The organism is Dokdonia pacifica, from assembly GCF_900188275.1.
GTDB classification, from domain to species: Bacteria; Bacteroidota; Bacteroidia; order Flavobacteriales; family Flavobacteriaceae; genus Dokdonia; species Dokdonia pacifica.
This window is the reverse complement of sequence record NZ_FZNY01000008.1, coordinates 42,443-59,051: the sequence shown is the minus strand read 5'-3', so window position 1 is coordinate 59,051 and position 16,609 is coordinate 42,443. Positions and strand designations below refer to the sequence as shown.

General features: G+C 35.9%; 13 protein-coding genes and 5 tRNA genes. All 18 read left to right on the top strand.

Annotated features, from left to right (window positions below; all coding sequences use genetic code 11):
- The first annotated feature begins 43 nt into the window (after positions 1–43).
- The 18 genes from CHB80_RS20315 to rpoC all read left to right on the top strand — a co-directional run bounded on the left by CHB80_RS20315 (position 44) and on the right by rpoC (position 16,536).
- Complete coding sequence (locus CHB80_RS20315; RefSeq protein WP_089373481.1) at positions 44–1,222, top strand: acyl-CoA dehydrogenase family protein; 1,179 nt, start codon at positions 44–46, stop codon at positions 1,220–1,222.
- 91 nt (positions 1,223–1,313) lie between these two features.
- Positions 1,314–1,508: a 30S ribosomal protein S21 gene (gene rpsU / locus CHB80_RS20310; protein WP_089373348.1), complete on the top strand. Its 195-nt coding sequence runs from the start codon at positions 1,314–1,316 to the stop codon at positions 1,506–1,508.
- Positions 1,509–1,677: 169 nt separating this feature from the next.
- The gene (locus tag CHB80_RS20305) at positions 1,678–2,568 is read left to right on the top strand and encodes a tyrosine-type recombinase/integrase (RefSeq protein WP_089373347.1); all 891 of its coding nucleotides are present in this window, start codon (positions 1,678–1,680) and stop codon (positions 2,566–2,568) included.
- A gap of 62 nt (positions 2,569–2,630) precedes the next feature.
- A complete protein-coding gene (hpf, locus tag CHB80_RS20300) occupies positions 2,631–2,936 on the top strand; it encodes a ribosome hibernation-promoting factor, HPF/YfiA family (RefSeq protein WP_089373346.1) in 306 nt (101 codons plus the stop codon).
- 108 nt (positions 2,937–3,044) lie between these two features.
- Positions 3,045–3,118: transfer RNA gene (locus CHB80_RS20295), tRNA-Thr, on the top strand.
- 88 nt (positions 3,119–3,206) lie between these two features.
- A tRNA-Tyr gene (locus tag CHB80_RS20290) sits at positions 3,207–3,288 on the top strand.
- A gap of 135 nt (positions 3,289–3,423) precedes the next feature.
- Positions 3,424–3,496: transfer RNA gene (locus CHB80_RS20285), tRNA-Gly, on the top strand.
- Positions 3,497–3,539: 43 nt separating this feature from the next.
- A tRNA-Thr gene (locus tag CHB80_RS20280) sits at positions 3,540–3,611 on the top strand.
- 107 nt (positions 3,612–3,718) lie between these two features.
- Complete coding sequence (tuf, locus tag CHB80_RS20275) at positions 3,719–4,906, top strand: elongation factor Tu (protein WP_089373345.1); 1,188 nt, start codon at positions 3,719–3,721, stop codon at positions 4,904–4,906.
- 112 nt (positions 4,907–5,018) lie between these two features.
- Positions 5,019–5,091: transfer RNA gene (locus tag CHB80_RS20270), tRNA-Trp, on the top strand.
- Between the two features lie 57 nt (positions 5,092–5,148).
- Complete coding sequence (secE, locus tag CHB80_RS20265) at positions 5,149–5,349, top strand: preprotein translocase subunit SecE (RefSeq protein WP_089373344.1); 201 nt, start codon at positions 5,149–5,151, stop codon at positions 5,347–5,349.
- A 9-nt stretch (positions 5,350–5,358) separates the two neighbouring features.
- Complete coding sequence (nusG, locus tag CHB80_RS20260; RefSeq protein WP_089373343.1) at positions 5,359–5,913, top strand: transcription termination/antitermination protein NusG; 555 nt, start codon at positions 5,359–5,361, stop codon at positions 5,911–5,913.
- Positions 5,914–5,995: 82 nt separating this feature from the next.
- On the top strand, positions 5,996–6,436 hold the full coding sequence (gene rplK, locus CHB80_RS20255; RefSeq protein WP_089373342.1) for a 50S ribosomal protein L11: 441 nt from the start codon (positions 5,996–5,998) through the stop codon (positions 6,434–6,436).
- Between the two features lie 20 nt (positions 6,437–6,456).
- Positions 6,457–7,152 carry a 50S ribosomal protein L1 gene (gene rplA / locus CHB80_RS20250; protein WP_089373341.1) on the top strand — a complete coding sequence of 232 codons (696 nt, stop codon included), beginning with the start codon at positions 6,457–6,459 and terminating at the stop codon, positions 7,150–7,152.
- 10 nt (positions 7,153–7,162) lie between these two features.
- Complete coding sequence (gene rplJ, locus CHB80_RS20245) at positions 7,163–7,684, top strand: 50S ribosomal protein L10 (protein ID WP_089373340.1); 522 nt, start codon at positions 7,163–7,165, stop codon at positions 7,682–7,684.
- Between the two features lie 59 nt (positions 7,685–7,743).
- Complete coding sequence (rplL, locus tag CHB80_RS20240) at positions 7,744–8,118, top strand: 50S ribosomal protein L7/L12 (RefSeq protein ID WP_089373339.1); 375 nt, start codon at positions 7,744–7,746, stop codon at positions 8,116–8,118.
- 197 nt (positions 8,119–8,315) lie between these two features.
- Positions 8,316–12,134: a DNA-directed RNA polymerase subunit beta gene (gene rpoB, locus CHB80_RS20235; RefSeq protein ID WP_179218229.1), complete on the top strand. Its 3,819-nt coding sequence runs from the start codon at positions 8,316–8,318 to the stop codon at positions 12,132–12,134.
- A 100-nt stretch (positions 12,135–12,234) separates the two neighbouring features.
- Positions 12,235–16,536, top strand: coding sequence for a DNA-directed RNA polymerase subunit beta' (rpoC, locus tag CHB80_RS20230; RefSeq protein ID WP_089373338.1), 4,302 nt, complete (start codon positions 12,235–12,237; stop codon positions 16,534–16,536).
- Positions 16,537–16,609: the final 73 nt, after the last annotated feature.

Sequence of the window (16,609 nt, the reverse complement as noted above, 5' to 3'; positions counted from 1 at the left end):
GTTTAACAATTTTACAATTTTAGGCCTAAATTTAACAATAAAGATGAACGAATTATATTTTACAGAAGAACATAATCTTTTCAGAGAAAGTTTACAGGATTTTCTTCAAAAGGAGGTGGTTCCTCACATAGATAAATGGGAAGAAACCGGAAAGATTGATCGTTTTATCTGGGAGAAGTTTGGAGAAATGGGCTTTTTTGGAATTGCATACCCAGAAGAATATGGAGGTATGGGATTAGATTTCTTTTATACAGTCATTCTTCTTGAAGAACTTCAGAAAATAAATTCTGGAGGTTTTGCTGCTGCTATATGGGCACATGCGTATCTTGCTATGACCCACCTTAATGCTGAAGGGGATACAAGAATAAAATCTGAATATCTTGCACCAAGTATTACGGGAGAAAAAATAGGATGTTTATGTATTACTGAGCCTTTTGGTGGAAGTGATGTAGCGGGTATGAGAACTACTGCTGTAAAAGAAGGAGATCATTACGTTTTAAATGGTTCCAAAACATTTATAACAAATGGAGTCTATTCAGATTATCTAGTAGTTGCAGCAAAAACAGCGCCTGAGTTAGGAGGAAAAGGAATGAGTATTTTTGTGGTAGACCGTGATACACCTGGAGTGTCTGCTACAAAATTAGATAAATTAGGATGGAGAGCTTCAGATACTGGGGAAATTGCATTTGACAATGTTCGTATACCAGTAGCTAATCTAATGGGTGAGGAAAACAAAGGATTTGGGTATATCATGCAACATTTTGCTACAGAACGTTTAATTATGGGGATTAATGCACATGCAAGGGCAGAGTATGCTATAGATTATGCATTAGAATACATGAAAGAACGTACGGCATTTGGACAAACCATAGATCGTTTTCAGGCATTACGTCATAAAATAGCAGAGCGTAAAGCTGAAGTAGAGATGTCAAAAACATTTAATTATGCTATTGCATACCGTCTTGATAAAGGAGAATATGTGGTAAAAGAAGCAACGATGTCAAAATTGACAGCTACCAAAATTGCTGACGAAGTAATTTATGATTGTCTTCAGATGTTAGGAGGGTATGGTTATATGGAAGAATATCCTATGGCTAGACTTTTAAGAGATAGTAGATTAGGACCAATAGGAGGCGGAACATCAGATATTCTTAGAGAGATTATTGCTAAAATGATTATCGACAAAAAAGAATATAAAGTGCAAACTGAAACAAAAGCATAAAATAATTCAATAGGAAGTTGCAGGAATAACTATTAGTAGTATATTTGCAGCCTGAAAACAGAATAAGAATTTAAAGAAAGGAGGTCCCACTATGTTAATTATACCAGTAAAAGACGGAGAAAATATAGATAGAGCGCTTAAACGTTTCAAGCGTAAATTTGATCGTACAAAGACTATGCGTAACCTTAGAGAGCGTAAGCAGTTCACAAAACCTTCTGTAAGTAGAAGACGTGAAATCCAAAAGGCAGCATATATCCAAGGTCTTAGAGATAAAGAAAATATCTAAAAACAGTATCCGTCACTCATAACTTTTTATGAGATGTCTGGATTTTTAGAAAGGGAGTACCTCTTTCAAAATATATAACCGTTACTTTATAAAGTATATCTTTGTGAAGTAACGGTTATTTTATTTTCGCTTTAAGCGAAATTCCTTTAAAGAACGCTTATTGTAGAATATGTATCTCGATGCTTTTATAGATTATCTTACATTAGAAAAGAAGTATAGTAAACATACGATCTTAGCTTATCAAAAAGATATTGAGGTTTTTATTGCTTTCGCGAAAGCAAATTATGATCAAACAGAACTTCAAACAATACATTATAACCAAATACGAAGTTGGATAGTATCGCTTGTAGATGAAGGGGTTTCTAATAGGAGTGTTAATAGAAAGGTTTCGTCGTTAAAATCGTTCTATAAATTTCTTGTGAAAATAGAAGTACTTAAGGTGTCTCCTTTGGTAAAGCATAAAGCCTTAAAAACTTCAAAAAAACTTCAAATTCCTTTTTCTGAAAAAGAAGTGTCTGGAGTATTTGACCTATTAACTGTTTCTAATGATTTTGAATCAGTACGTGATCTCTTGCTGTTAGAGTTGTTGTATGGAACAGGAATGAGACGAGCAGAGCTCATTAGTCTCACAATAGGTAGTGTAGATGTTTCTCAAAAAACAATCCGAGTAGTGGGTAAACGCAACAAAGAGCGAATCATGCCTTTGTTGCCTAATGTTTGTAAGACAGTTTCTAAGTATTTAGAAAAGCGAAATGAGATTTCTCAAAATATGAATGATGCTCCATTACTTATCACAAAGAAGGGCGTTAAATTGTATGATACACTTGTTTATAGAATAATAAATCGCTATTTTAGTAAGACGTCAAACAAAATCAAGAAGAGTCCTCATATTATTAGACATTCTTTTGCTACCCACTTGCTTAACCAAGGCGCCGATTTAAATACTGTAAAAGATTTGTTGGGCCATGCAAGTTTAGCTTCTACGCAAGTTTATACACATAATAGTATTAAAACATTGCGCAACGTCTATAATAATGCGCATCCTCGAAATAAGAAGTGATTTTGTTTGCCAAAGTATGGTAGTAGTACTACCAAGTTCTAACCCTTAAAATATAGTGGCATATGAAAGTAACTGTTGAAGCACCACAATTTGACCCAGATGTAAAATTGATTGAATTTATCGAGAAGAAGTTAAATAAGTTAGAGCAATTTTATGATAAGATAATACACGCAGATGTATTTTTGAAGCTAGAACCTAATAATAAACCTGAAAATAAAATTGTAGAAGTATTGATAAGTGTCCCCGGTGACGAGTTTATTGTAAAAAAGAACACAAAATCTTTTGAAGAAGGGACGGATGTATGCGTGCAATCGCTTGAAAGAGTGCTTAAAAAAAGAAAAGAAAAATTAAGAGCTAGAATTGCGTAAAAAAAATAAATAAAATGTTTTGTTAGATATTAAAATTGTCTACATTTGCAGTCCGTTAGAAATAACGGACTTTTTTTATGTCTCATTAAAGATATTGAAAGTTAAAAAGCCGATGTAGCTCAGCTGGCTAGAGCAGCTGATTTGTAATCAGCAGGTCGTGGGTTCGAGTCCCTCCATCGGCTCAAAATAAAAGATTAAAAAAGTTCTTTAAAATTATTGTTTATTATCGATTTAAAATGCATACTTTTGCATCCGAAAAATTGATAAGAAGGGGAGATACTCAAGCGGCCAACGAGGACGGACTGTAACTCCGTTGTTTTTAACTTCGCAGGTTCGAATCCTGCTCTCCCCACACTACTATTTTCAAGTAAAAATGTACTGCATTTTTACTTGAAAATTTTTTGTATCACTGCGCTGTTTTGTTTGTGATCTATTTTGAAATATTGAAAATAACCTTTTAGTACTATTATATGTAGTATTAATAAATGCGGGAGTAGCTCAGTTGGTAGAGCGTCAGCCTTCCAAGCTGAATGTCGCCGGTTCGAACCCGGTCTCCCGCTCTAAATGCCTTTGGGTATTGAGCTTTCGCGAAAGCGTAAACTAGCCGACGTAGCTCAGGGGTAGAGCGTTTCCTTGGTAAGGAAGAGGCCACGGGTTCAAATCCCGTCGTTGGCTCAAAAAAAAATAAGAGTGCTGGTCATACTCTCTTTTGTGTTTAATCAAAAGATAAAAACGATCAAAAAGAATAAACACTAATAATAACTAAGATTAAATATTAAATCATGGCAAAGGAAACTTTTGACCGCTCGAAGCCGCACTTAAATATCGGTACAATTGGGCACGTAGATCACGGTAAAACTACACTTACTGCTGCGATCACTACAGTACTTGCAAACGCAGGTTTATCAGAACTGAGATCATTCGATTCTATCGATAATGCTCCTGAAGAAAAAGAAAGAGGTATTACTATTAATACTTCACACGTTGAGTACTCAACTGCAAACCGTCACTATGCGCACGTTGACTGTCCAGGTCACGCCGATTACGTAAAGAACATGGTAACTGGAGCTGCTCAAATGGATGGTGCTATTCTTGTGGTTGCTGCTACAGATGGTCCTATGCCACAAACACGTGAGCATATCCTTCTTGGACGTCAGGTAGGTATTCCTCGTATCGTTGTATTCATGAATAAAGTGGATATGGTTGATGATGATGAATTACTTGAGCTAGTAGAAATGGAAATTAGAGAACTTCTTTCTTTCTATGAGTATGATGGTGATAATGGTCCTGTAATTGCTGGTTCTGCTTTAGGTGCTTTAAACAATGAGCAAAAGTGGGTAGATACAGTTATGGAGCTTATGGCTGCAGTTGATGCTTGGATTGAAGAGCCGTTACGTGATACAGATAAAGATTTCTTAATGCCTATCGAGGATGTATTCTCTATTACTGGTCGTGGTACTGTTGCTACAGGTCGTATTGAAACTGGAGTTGCAAATACAGGAGATCCTGTAGAGATTATCGGTATGGGAGCTGAGAAATTAACTTCTACTATTACTGGTATTGAAATGTTCCGTAAAATATTAGATAGAGGAGAAGCTGGAGATAATGCAGGAATCTTATTAAGAGGTATTGAGAAAACTCAGATCTCTCGTGGTATGGTAATTACTAAGCCAGGATCTGTAACTCCTCATAAAAACTTCAAAGCTGAGGTTTATATCCTTAAAAAAGAAGAAGGTGGACGTCACACTCCATTCCATAATAATTACCGTCCTCAGTTCTACGTACGTACAACTGACGTAACTGGAAACATTGCGCTTCCAGAAGGAATTGAAATGGTAATGCCTGGAGATAACTTAACAATTACTGTTGAGCTTATTCAACCTATCGCATTAAATATAGGTTTACGTTTTGCAATCCGTGAGGGAGGTAGAACTGTAGGTGCAGGTCAGGTGACTGAAATCCTAGATTAAGACTCTTAAGTGAATTATAAAAAGGTAAAGGTGTTCCGATTATTCGGAACGCCTTGACTTTTGTTTAAAAGGTGTCTGTGTTTAAGTCTCCTTTTTGTGATTAATTAATTATACGGGTTTAGCTCAGTTGGTAGAGCACTGGTCTCCAAAACCAGGTGTCGGGAGTTCGAGTCTCTCAACCCGTGCTAGGAAAAAGTAATAGATGATTGTTTGTTGCTTTTAATGATAAGAACTAAAAAATTATGGCTGGATTTATAAATTACATACAGGAATCGTACAACGAGTTAAAGAATCATGTGACATGGACTCCTCTTGCGGAGGCTCAGCGTCTTATGGTAGTAGTTGCTGTTTTTTCGATTATATTCTCTTTAGCAATATGGGGTGTTGATTCTGTATTTAGTAATGTAATCAAGCTGTACTTTGAAAACGTGGTAGGCGCTTAATTTTTAACTATGGCTAAAACAAACAACACCAAACATTGGTATGTAGTAAGGGCCGTTAGTGGTCAAGAAAATAAGATTAAAGCTTATATAGAACAAGAGATAGGTAGGCTTAATCTTGAGGATTATATAGAAGAGGTTTTAGTTCCTACTGAAAAAGTAATCCAAATCCGTAATGGAAAGAAGATAAACAAAGAAAGAGTTTATTTTCCAGGTTATATTATGGTTAAAGCTCATTTAGGAGGAGAAATTCCTCATATTATTAAATCGATAAATGGGGTTATTGGATTTTTAGGAGAGGTTAAAGGAGGTGATCCTGTACCACTTCGAAAAGCAGAAGTAAATCGTATGCTTGGTAAAGTAGATGAGCTATCTGTAAAACAAGATAATGTAGCAATACCATATACGGTAGGTGAAACTATCAAGGTAATTGATGGGCCTTTTAATGGTTTTAATGGAACTGTTGAAAAGGTGAACGAAGAAAAACGTAAACTAGAGGTGATGGTGAAGATATTTGGAAGAAAGACGCCGCTAGAATTAAGCTACATGCAAGTAGAAAAAGTATAAATAATTAAGTGTTACGCTAATATTTTGGATTTTGTTCTATTGCTTCCAACTCTAAGAACAAGTCAAAGTTAAATTTTGAAAAATGGCAAAAGAAGTAAGTAAGGTTGTAAAGTTACAAGTACGAGGAGGCGCTGCAAACCCTTCTCCACCAGTAGGACCTGCTTTAGGTGCGGCCGGAGTAAATATAATGGAGTTCTGTAAGCAGTTTAATGCTAGAACACAAGATAAAGCCGGTAAAGTACTTCCTGTTGTTATTACTGTTTATGGAGATAAGTCTTTCGACTTTGTAATTAAAACTCCACCAGCAGCAGTTCAATTAATGGAAGCAGCTAAAGTAAAAGGTGGTTCAGGTGAACCTAACCGTAAAAAAGTTGCAAAAGTAACTTGGGATCAAGTTAGAGCAATTGCAGAAGATAAAATGCCTGATTTAAATGCATTTACAATTGATAGCGCTATGAAAATGGTTGCTGGTACTGCAAGATCAATGGGTATTACGGTTAAAGGTGGAGATGCTCCAGCTTAACATCCAAAAAGAAAATTAAAATGGCAAAATTAACAAAAAAGCAAAAAGAGAATCAAGGAAAGATTGAAGCTGGAAAAGCATACAGTCTGGATGATGCTTCTGCTTTAATAAAAGAAGTAAGCAACGTAAATTTCGATGCTTCCGTAGATATTGCTGTACGTCTTAATGTAGATCCTCGTAAAGCAAACCAGATGGTTCGTGGTGTAGTTACATTACCTCATGGAACTGGTAAGGATGTAAAAGTGCTTGCACTTGTTACTCCTGATAAAGAGGCAGATGCGAAAGCAGCTGGTGCAGATTATGTTGGTCTTGATGAGTACCTTGATAAAATCAAAGGTGGTTGGACAGACGTAGATGTTATTATTACAATGCCTAGTGTAATGGGTAAATTAGGACCATTAGGACGTGTTCTTGGACCACGTGGTTTAATGCCTAATCCAAAAACAGGTACGGTAACTATGGATATATCTAAAGCAGTTTCAGATGTAAAAGCAGGTAAGATTGACTTTAAAGTTGATAAAACAGGTATTGTACACGCATCTGTAGGTAAAGCATCATTTGATGCTGATAAAATTGCAGGTAATGCAAAAGAATTACTTACTACGTTAGTGAAATTAAAACCTACTACAGCAAAAGGGGTATACATTAAGAGTATCTTCATGTCTAGTACAATGAGTCCTGGGATTGAGGTAGATTCTAAAGGTTACGCTAGTTAAATTAGAAATTATGACAAGAGAAGAAAAATCAATAGTAATAGAAAATTTAACTACACAACTAGCAGATAGCACTAATATATACCTAGCTGATATCTCTGGTCTTGATGCAGGTACGACTTCAAATTTACGTCGTGCATGTTTTAAAGCAGGAGTGAAACTAGCTGTAGTTAAAAATACATTGCTTTCAAAAGCAATGGATGCATCAGATAAAGATTTTGCAGAACTTCCAGAAGTTTTAAAAGGAAATACTGCAATTATGTTATCTGAGACGGGTAATGCACCAGCTAAAGTAATTAAAGAATTTCGTAAGAAATCTGAAAAGCCTTTATTAAAGGGAGCATTTATAGAAGAAGCAATCTATGTTGGAGATGACCAACTGGATGCACTGGTAGATATCAAGTCGAGAGAAGAACTTATTGGAGAAATCGTTGGATTACTTCAATCTCCAGCTAAGAACGTTATTAGCGCTCTTAAATCAGGGGGAGGTACAATCGCTGGTATTATCAAAACCCTTTCAGAAAAGGAAGGTTAAGCAGTACGCACTATTAACAATTATATAATTAAGATTATTTTTTTTTAAAACGATAGAAAATGGCAGATTTAAAAGAATTCGCAGAACAATTAGTTAACCTTACAGTAAAAGAAGTAAACGAGTTAGCTACTATATTAAAAGACGAGTATGGTATCGAGCCTGCTGCTGCAGCTGTAGCTGTTGCTGCTGGTGGTGCTGGTGGAGGTGAAGCCGCTGAGGAAAAGTCAGAATTTGACGTAATCCTTAAAGCAGCTGGTGGATCTAAATTAGCAGTTGTAAAACTAGTTAAAGAATTAACTGGTGCTGGTCTTAAAGATGCAAAAGAGTTAGTTGATAACGCTCCATCTCCAATCAAAGAAGGTGTAGCTAAAGATGAAGCTGAAGCACTTAAAGCTCAATTAGAAGAGGCAGGAGCTGAAGTTGAGCTTAAGTAAGCTCTTACAATAAAGACATAAAGGTTTAGGTCTGTTGTGCTTGTATAAAAGCATAATTTGACCTAAACCATTTGTCGTATATATAGGTTACGATACTGTAACAAAGACGTTTTATGATTTTAATGTCTTAAGTTTTAAAATCAAAAATTGATTTACCCCAACAGTAAATCTAGTTTCTAATCAAATTCCGTTCGTTGATGATGCAAGATGCAAAACAAGCAGAAAGAATTAGTTTCTCATCGGTAAAGAATAGACCTGATTATCCAGATTTCTTGGATATTCAAGTAAAATCCTTTCAAGATTTCTTTCAATTGGAGACAAAACCAGATGAAAGAGGTGATGAAGGTCTTTACAATACTTTCCTTGAGAACTTTCCTATTACAGATACCCGTAATAACTTTGTACTAGAATTTTTAGACTATTTTGTAGACCCGCCAAGATATTCTATACAAGAGTGTATAGAAAGAGGTCTTACATATAGTGTGCCTTTAAAAGCACGTCTAAAATTATATTGTACAGATGAAGAGCATGAAGATTTTGAAACCATTGTACAAGATGTATATTTAGGTACAATTCCTTACATGACTCCTAGCGGTACGTTTGTTATTAATGGGGCAGAACGTGTTGTAGTTTCTCAATTACACCGTTCACCAGGCGTATTTTTTGGACAATCTTTCCATGCTAATGGAACAAAACTTTATTCTGCCAGAGTAATACCTTTTAAAGGTTCTTGGATAGAATTTGCTACAGATATCAATAGTGTAATGTATGCATATATTGATCGTAAGAAAAAATTACCTGTAACAACACTTTTCCGTGCTATTGGTTTTGAAAGAGATAAAGATATCCTTGAAATTTTTGATCTTGCAGAAGAGGTTAAAGTTTCTAAAACCGGACTTAAAAAATATTTAGGACGAAAACTTGCTGCTCGTGTATTGAATACATGGCATGAAGATTTTGTTGATGAAGATACAGGAGAAGTTGTATCTATAGAGCGTAATGAGATTGTTTTAGATCGTGATACGATACTAGAGAAAGAACACATTGAAGAAATTGTAGAGGCAGGAACCAAAACAATTCTTTTACATAAAGAAGACAATCAACAAGCAGATTATGCTATTATTCATAATACGCTTCAAAAAGATCCTACAAACTCTGAAAAAGAAGCTGTAGAACATATATATCGTCAATTACGTAATGCAGAACCGCCAGATGAGGAAACAGCACGTGGTATTATTGACAAATTATTCTTCTCTGATCAACGTTACAACTTAGGTGAAGTAGGTCGTTACAGAATGAATAAAAAATTAGGACTTGATATCGATATGGATAAGCAAGTTCTAACAAAAGAAGATATCATTACAATCATCAAATATCTTATTGAGTTAATTAACTCAAAAGCAGAGATTGATGATATTGATCACCTTTCTAATAGACGTGTTCGTACCGTAGGTGAACAATTATCTGCACAATTTGGTGTAGGTCTTGCTCGTATGGCTCGTACCATTAGAGAGCGTATGAACGTTCGTGATAACGAGGTCTTTACTCCAATAGATTTGATTAATGCAAAGACGTTGTCTTCTGTAATTAATTCTTTCTTTGGTACAAACCAGTTATCTCAATTTATGGATCAAACCAATCCACTAGCTGAGATTACTCATAAACGTCGTTTGTCTGCACTTGGACCAGGAGGTTTATCTCGTGAGCGTGCAGGATTTGAGGTACGTGATGTTCATTACACACATTACGGTCGTTTATGTCCTATTGAAACACCAGAAGGACCAAACATTGGTCTGATCTCTTCACTTTCTGTATATGCAAAAGTGAACAGTATGGGATTCATAGAGACGCCATATCGTAAAGTAGAAAATGGAAAAATAGACTTAACTACAGAACCTAGATACTTAAGTGCTGAAGAAGAAGAAGGAATGTTAATTGCGCAAGCAAATAATCCTATGAATGATGACGGTACTATTGAATTAGATAAGGTAATTGCTCGTCAAGAAGGTGATTTCCCTGTGGTTGAAAAATCTGAAGTACATTATGCCGATGTATCTCCAAATCAAATTGCATCTATATCAGCATCATTAATTCCTTTCTTGGAACATGATGATGCAAACCGTGCATTGATGGGGTCAAACATGATGCGTCAAGCAGTTCCATTATTAAGAGCTGATGCTCCTATTGTTGGAACAGGTCTTGAACGTCAAGTAGCTACAGATTCTCGAGTTTTAATTAATGCAGAAGGTAATGGAACTGTTGAGTATGTAGATGCTAATAGAATTGATATACGTTACGATCGTACAGAAGATGAAAAGCTTGTAAGTTTTGATGATGATATCAAATCGTACAATCTTATTAAATTCCGTAAGACAAACCAAAGTACAAGTATCAACCTTAAACCTATTGTAAGGAAAGGTGATCGTGTATATAGAGGACAAGTATTATCTCAAGGGTATGCTACAGAAAATGGAGAACTAGCTCTTGGACGAAATATGAAAGTAGCCTTTATGCCTTGGAAAGGGTATAACTTTGAGGATGCAATCGTGATTTCTGAAAAGGTAGTTCGTGATGATATTTTTACATCTATCCATATTGATGAGTATTCTTTAGATGTACGTGATACAAAATTAGGTAATGAAGAGTTAACTAATGATATTCCTAATGTTTCTGAAGAGGCTACAAAAGACCTTGATGAAAATGGAATGATTCGTATTGGTGCCGAAGTAAAACCTGGAGATATATTAATAGGTAAGATTACTCCAAAAGGAGAATCTGATCCTACACCAGAAGAAAAATTACTTCGCGCTATCTTTGGAGATAAAGCAGGAGATGTAAAAGATGCTTCATTAAAAGCATCACCATCACTTCACGGAGTTGTAATTAACAAAAAGTTATTTGCAAGAGCTATAAAAGATAAACGTAAGAGAGCTAAAGACAAAGAGGATATCGCTGTACTTGAATCTCAATACGATGTGAAATTTGATGAATTACAGGCTACATTAATTGATAAATTATTCAAGCTTGTAAATGGTAAAACTGCACAGGGAGTAATGAATGACCTAGGGGAAGAAGTACTTCCAAAAGGAAAGAAATATACTCTTAAGATGTTAAATTCTGTAGAAGATTACACACACCTTACACAAGGAGTTTGGACTACAGATGATGCAACTAATACACTTGTTGCAGATTTACTTCACAATTATAAGATTAAAGAAAATGATCTTCAAGGAAATCTTCGTCGTGAGAAATTTACGATCTCAGTTGGAGATGAGCTTCCTTCAGGAATTATCAAGCTTGCTAAAGTTTACATTGCTAAAAAGCGTAAACTAAAAGTAGGAGATAAAATGGCAGGACGTCACGGTAACAAAGGTATTGTTGCTCGTATTGTTCGTCAGGAGGATATGCCTTTCTTAGAAGACGGAACACCAGTAGATATTGTATTAAATCCATTAGGGGTACCTTCTCGTATGAATATCGGACAGATATATGAGACGGTTCTTGGATGGGCAGGTCAAAAATTAGGTAAGACTTATGCAACACCTATTTTTGATGGAGCTTCTCTTGATGAAATTAATGCATTAACTGATGAAGCTGGAATTCCTCGTTTTGGTCATACATACTTATATGATGGTGGTACTGGAGATCGTTTTGATCAACCAGCAACTGTAGGTGTGATCTATATGTTAAAACTAGGACATATGGTAGATGATAAGATGCACGCACGTTCTATCGGTCCATACTCGTTAATTACTCAGCAACCTCTTGGAGGTAAAGCACAATTTGGAGGTCAGCGTTTTGGAGAGATGGAAGTATGGGCTCTTGAGGCTTATGGAGCATCAAGTACCTTACGTGAGATCTTAACAGTGAAGTCTGATGATGTAATCGGTAGAGCAAAAACGTATGAAAGTATTGTAAAAGGAGAGCCTATGCCAGAGCCAGGTTTACCAGAATCTTTCAACGTATTGATGCACGAGCTTAAAGGACTTGGACTAGACATTCGTCTAGAAGAGTAGTTTGATATACCCTATAGCGAAAGCGTATGTTACTGAGTACGCTTTCGCGAAAGCGGACCATCAAACAACACAATTTTAATTAATTCGCATACATTGAATTATGGCAAGAAATAATGATAATGCAACTCAAAAGCGCTTTAACAAGATCTCTATAGGTCTTGCTTCTCCAGAGTCTATCTTGGGAGCTTCAAAAGGTGAAGTTTTAAAGCCAGAAACTATCAACTATCGTACGCATAAACCAGAGCGTGACGGGTTGTTCTGTGAGCGTATTTTTGGCCCTGTAAAGGACTATGAATGTGCTTGTGGTAAATATAAAAGAATACGTTACAAAGGAATCGTATGTGACCGTTGTGGGGTAGAGGTAACTGAGAAAAAAGTACGTCGTGATCGTGTAGGACACATTAGTCTTGTTGTTCCTGTAGCACATATCTGGTACTTCAGAAGTTTACCAAATAAAATTGGATATCTATTAGGACTTCCTTCTAAGAAGCTTGATATGATTATCTATTATGAGCGTTACGTGGTGATCCAACCAGGTATTGCAAATAATGAAGAAGGAGAGCCATTACAGAAAATGGACTTTTTAACAGAAGAAGAATACCTTAATATATTAGATACTTTACCTCAAGAAAATTTATATCTTGATGATACAGATCCTAACAAGTTTATTGCTAAGATGGGAGCTGAGTGTCTTATTGAATTATTAAGACGTATTGATCTTGATAGTCTTTCTTATGAATTACGTCATAAGGCAAATAATGAAACTTCTAAGCAACGTAAAACAGAAGCACTTAAACGTCTTCAAGTTGTTCAAGCGTTGCGTGATGCAAATAAAAACCGTGAGAACCTTCCAGAATGGATGATTATGAAAGTAGTTCCGGTGATTCCACCAGAATTACGTCCATTAGTACCATTAGATGGAGGGCGTTTTGCGACATCAGATTTAAATGATTTATATCGTCGTGTAATTATTCGTAATAACCGTCTGAAACGTTTGATGGAAATCAAAGCTCCAGAAGTAATTTTACGTAATGAAAAGCGTATGCTACAGGAATCTGTAGATTCACTTTTTGATAATACACGTAAATCATCTGCAGTAAAAACAGATAGTAATAGACCACTTAAATCACTTTCTGATTCTTTAAAAGGAAAGCAGGGGCGTTTCCGTCAAAACTTACTTGGTAAGCGTGTTGATTATTCTGCACGTTCAGTAATTGTTGTAGGACCAGAGCTTAAATTATTTGAGTGTGGACTTCCTAAAGGAATGGCAGCCGAGCTTTATAAGCCTTTTGTGATTCGTAAATTGATTGAAAGAGGAATTGTAAAGACTGTAAAATCTGCAAAGAAAATTATAGATAAAAAAGAGCCAGTAGTTTGGGATATACTAGAAAATGTTCTTAAAGGACATCCAGTACTTCTAAACCGTGCTCCTACGCTTCACCGTCTAGGTATACAGGCATTCCAGCCTAAACTTATTGAAGGTAAAGCAATACAGTTACACCCATTGGTATGTACAGCATTTAATGCCGATTTTGATGGAGATCAAATGGCGGTGCATTTACCATTAGGGCCAGAAGCGATTCTTGAAGCACAATTATTAATGCTTGCTTCTCATAATATCTTAAATCCTGCAAATGGAGCACCAGTAACGGTACCATCTCAGGATATGGTATTAGGTCTTTACTATATGACAAAGGCCAGAAAATCGACTCCTGAATTTCATGTAAAAGGAGAAGGAATTACCTTCTACTCTGCAGAAGAAGTAACGATAGCTTATAATGAAAAGCGTGTAGACATTAATGCAATGATCAAAGTGCGTGCTTTAGATTATAATGATGAAGGACAACTTGTATACAAAGTAATCGATACTACAGTAGGTCGTGTATTATTTAATGAAGCTGTACCAGAAGTAGCTGGATATATTAATGAAGTATTGACTAAAAAGTCATTACGTGATATTATTGGTAATATCTTAAAAGTTACAAGTGTACCGCAAACTGCTGAGTTTTTAGATCGTATCAAAACAATGGGATATGGTTATGCATTCCGTGGTGGATTATCATTCTCTCTTGGGGATATCATTATTCCTGAAGAAAAACACGGTATGATTGACGAAGCAAATTCTCAAGTAGATGTAATTACGGGATCTTATAATATGGGTCTTATTACGAATACTGAACGTTACAATCAGGTGATTGATGTTTGGACTTCTACAAATGCTACGCTTACAGAGTTATCTATGAAGCGTATTCGTGAGGATCAGCAAGGATTTAACTCAGTATATATGATGCTTGATTCTGGAGCTCGTGGATCTAAAGAACAGATTCGTCAGCTTACAGGTATGCGTGGTCTGATGGCAAAACCTAAGAAGTCTAATGATGGAGGTGGTGCTATTATTGAAAATCCAATTCTTTCTAACTTTAAAGAGGGACTTTCAATTCTTGAATACTTTATTTCTACTCACGGTGCTCGTAAAGGACTTGCAGATACCGCACTTAAAACGGCAGATGCAGGATACTTAACTCGTCGTCTGGTAGATGTATCACAAGATGTTATTATTAACAGTGAAGATTGTGGTACTTTAAGAGGTGTTGAAGTAACAGCACTTAAGAAGAATGAAGAAATTATAGAAAAACTTGCAGATCGTATTGTTGGTAGAACATCATTAAATGATGTTGTTAATCCATTAACAAATGATATTCTTGTACATTCAGGGGTAGAGATCACACAAGATATGGCAGATGCTATAGGTGCTGCACCTATAGAAAGTGTTGAAGTAAGATCAGCACTTACTTGTGAAGCTAAGAAAGGTATCTGTGTTAAATGTTATGGTCGTAACCTAGCTACTGGTAAGACAGTGCAAATGGGAGAGGCTGTAGGAGTTGTTGCTGCACAGTCTATTGGAGAGCCTGGTACACAGCTTACGCTTCGTACATTCCACGTAGGTGGGGTTGCAGGAGGTGTCTCTGAAGATAGTAACATTGCTGTTAAATTCCCTGGAAAACTAGAAATAGAAGATTTAAAGACTGTAAACGGTCAGGATAATGAAGGGAATGATGCATTGATTGTAATTTCTCGTACTTCTGAAGCTAGAATTACTGATCCTAAAACAGGAATTACATTAAGTACAAACGCTATTCCTTATGGTTCTCAACTCTTTATAGAGCCTGGAACTACTGTTAAAAAAGGAGATATTGTATGTAAATGGGATCCATTTAATGGAGTCGTAATTTCTGAATTCTCTGGAAAAATCAAATTCGAAAGTATTGAACAAGGTATTACATATCGAGTTGAAACTGATGAACAAACAGGATTCCAAGAAAAAGTAATTTCAGAATCTAGAGATAAGAAGAAAATCCCTACATTGATTATAGAAGATAGTGATGGTAATGCATTACGTTCATATAACCTTCCTGTAGGAGCTCACTTAATGATAGATGATGGCGATAAAGTACAAGAAGGGAAAATTCTTGTTAAGATACCACGTAAATCTGCGAAAGCAGGTGATATTACAGGGGGTCTTCCACGTGTAACAGAGCTATTTGAAGCACGTAACCCTTCTAACCCAGCAGTGGTTTCTGCTATTGATGGTGTTGTTTCTTTTGGTAAAGTTAAGCGTGGTAATCGTGAGATTATCGTAGAGTCTAAACTAGGAGAAATAAAGAAATACTTAGTGAAGTTATCTAATCAGATTCTTGTTCAAGAAAATGATTATGTACGCGCAGGTATGCCACTTTCTGATGGTTCTGTAACACCAAATGATATCTTAAACATAAAAGGGCCATCGGCAGTACAACAATACTTAGTAAATGAAGTACAAGAAGTATATCGTTTACAAGGAGTGAAGATCAATGATAAGCACTTTGAAGTAGTTGTTCGTCAGATGATGCGTAAAGTACGTATTGAAGATCCGGGAGATACTATTTTCCTTGAAAATCAATTAGTACATAAAGATGATTTTATTGAAGAAAATGATGCTATTTTCGGAATGAAAGTAGTTGAAGATGCTGGAGATTCAGAAAACCTTAAAGAAGGTCAGATTGTATCACCACGTGAACTTAGAGATGAAAACTCATTACTACGAAGAGAAGATAAAAACCTTGTTGCAGCTAGAGAAGTAACTCCAGCAACAGCATCGCCAATACTTCAAGGTATTACGAGAGCATCGCTTCAAACGAAATCATTTATTTCTGCAGCTTCTTTCCAAGAGACAACTAAAGTACTAAACGAAGCTGCTGTAAGCGGTAAAGTAGATACCTTAGAAGGTCTTAAAGAGAATGTAATTGTTGGACATAAAATCCCAGCAGGAACAGGAATGCGACGTTACGATAATATTATTGTAGGTAGCAAAGAAGATCTACAGAATATGATGGCTGAAAAGCAAGAAGTAAATTATAACTAGTCCGCTTTTAAAAAAGCAGACTATTTCATAATAACAATCCCATCTTGCATTTTGTAAGATGGGATTTTTTAAT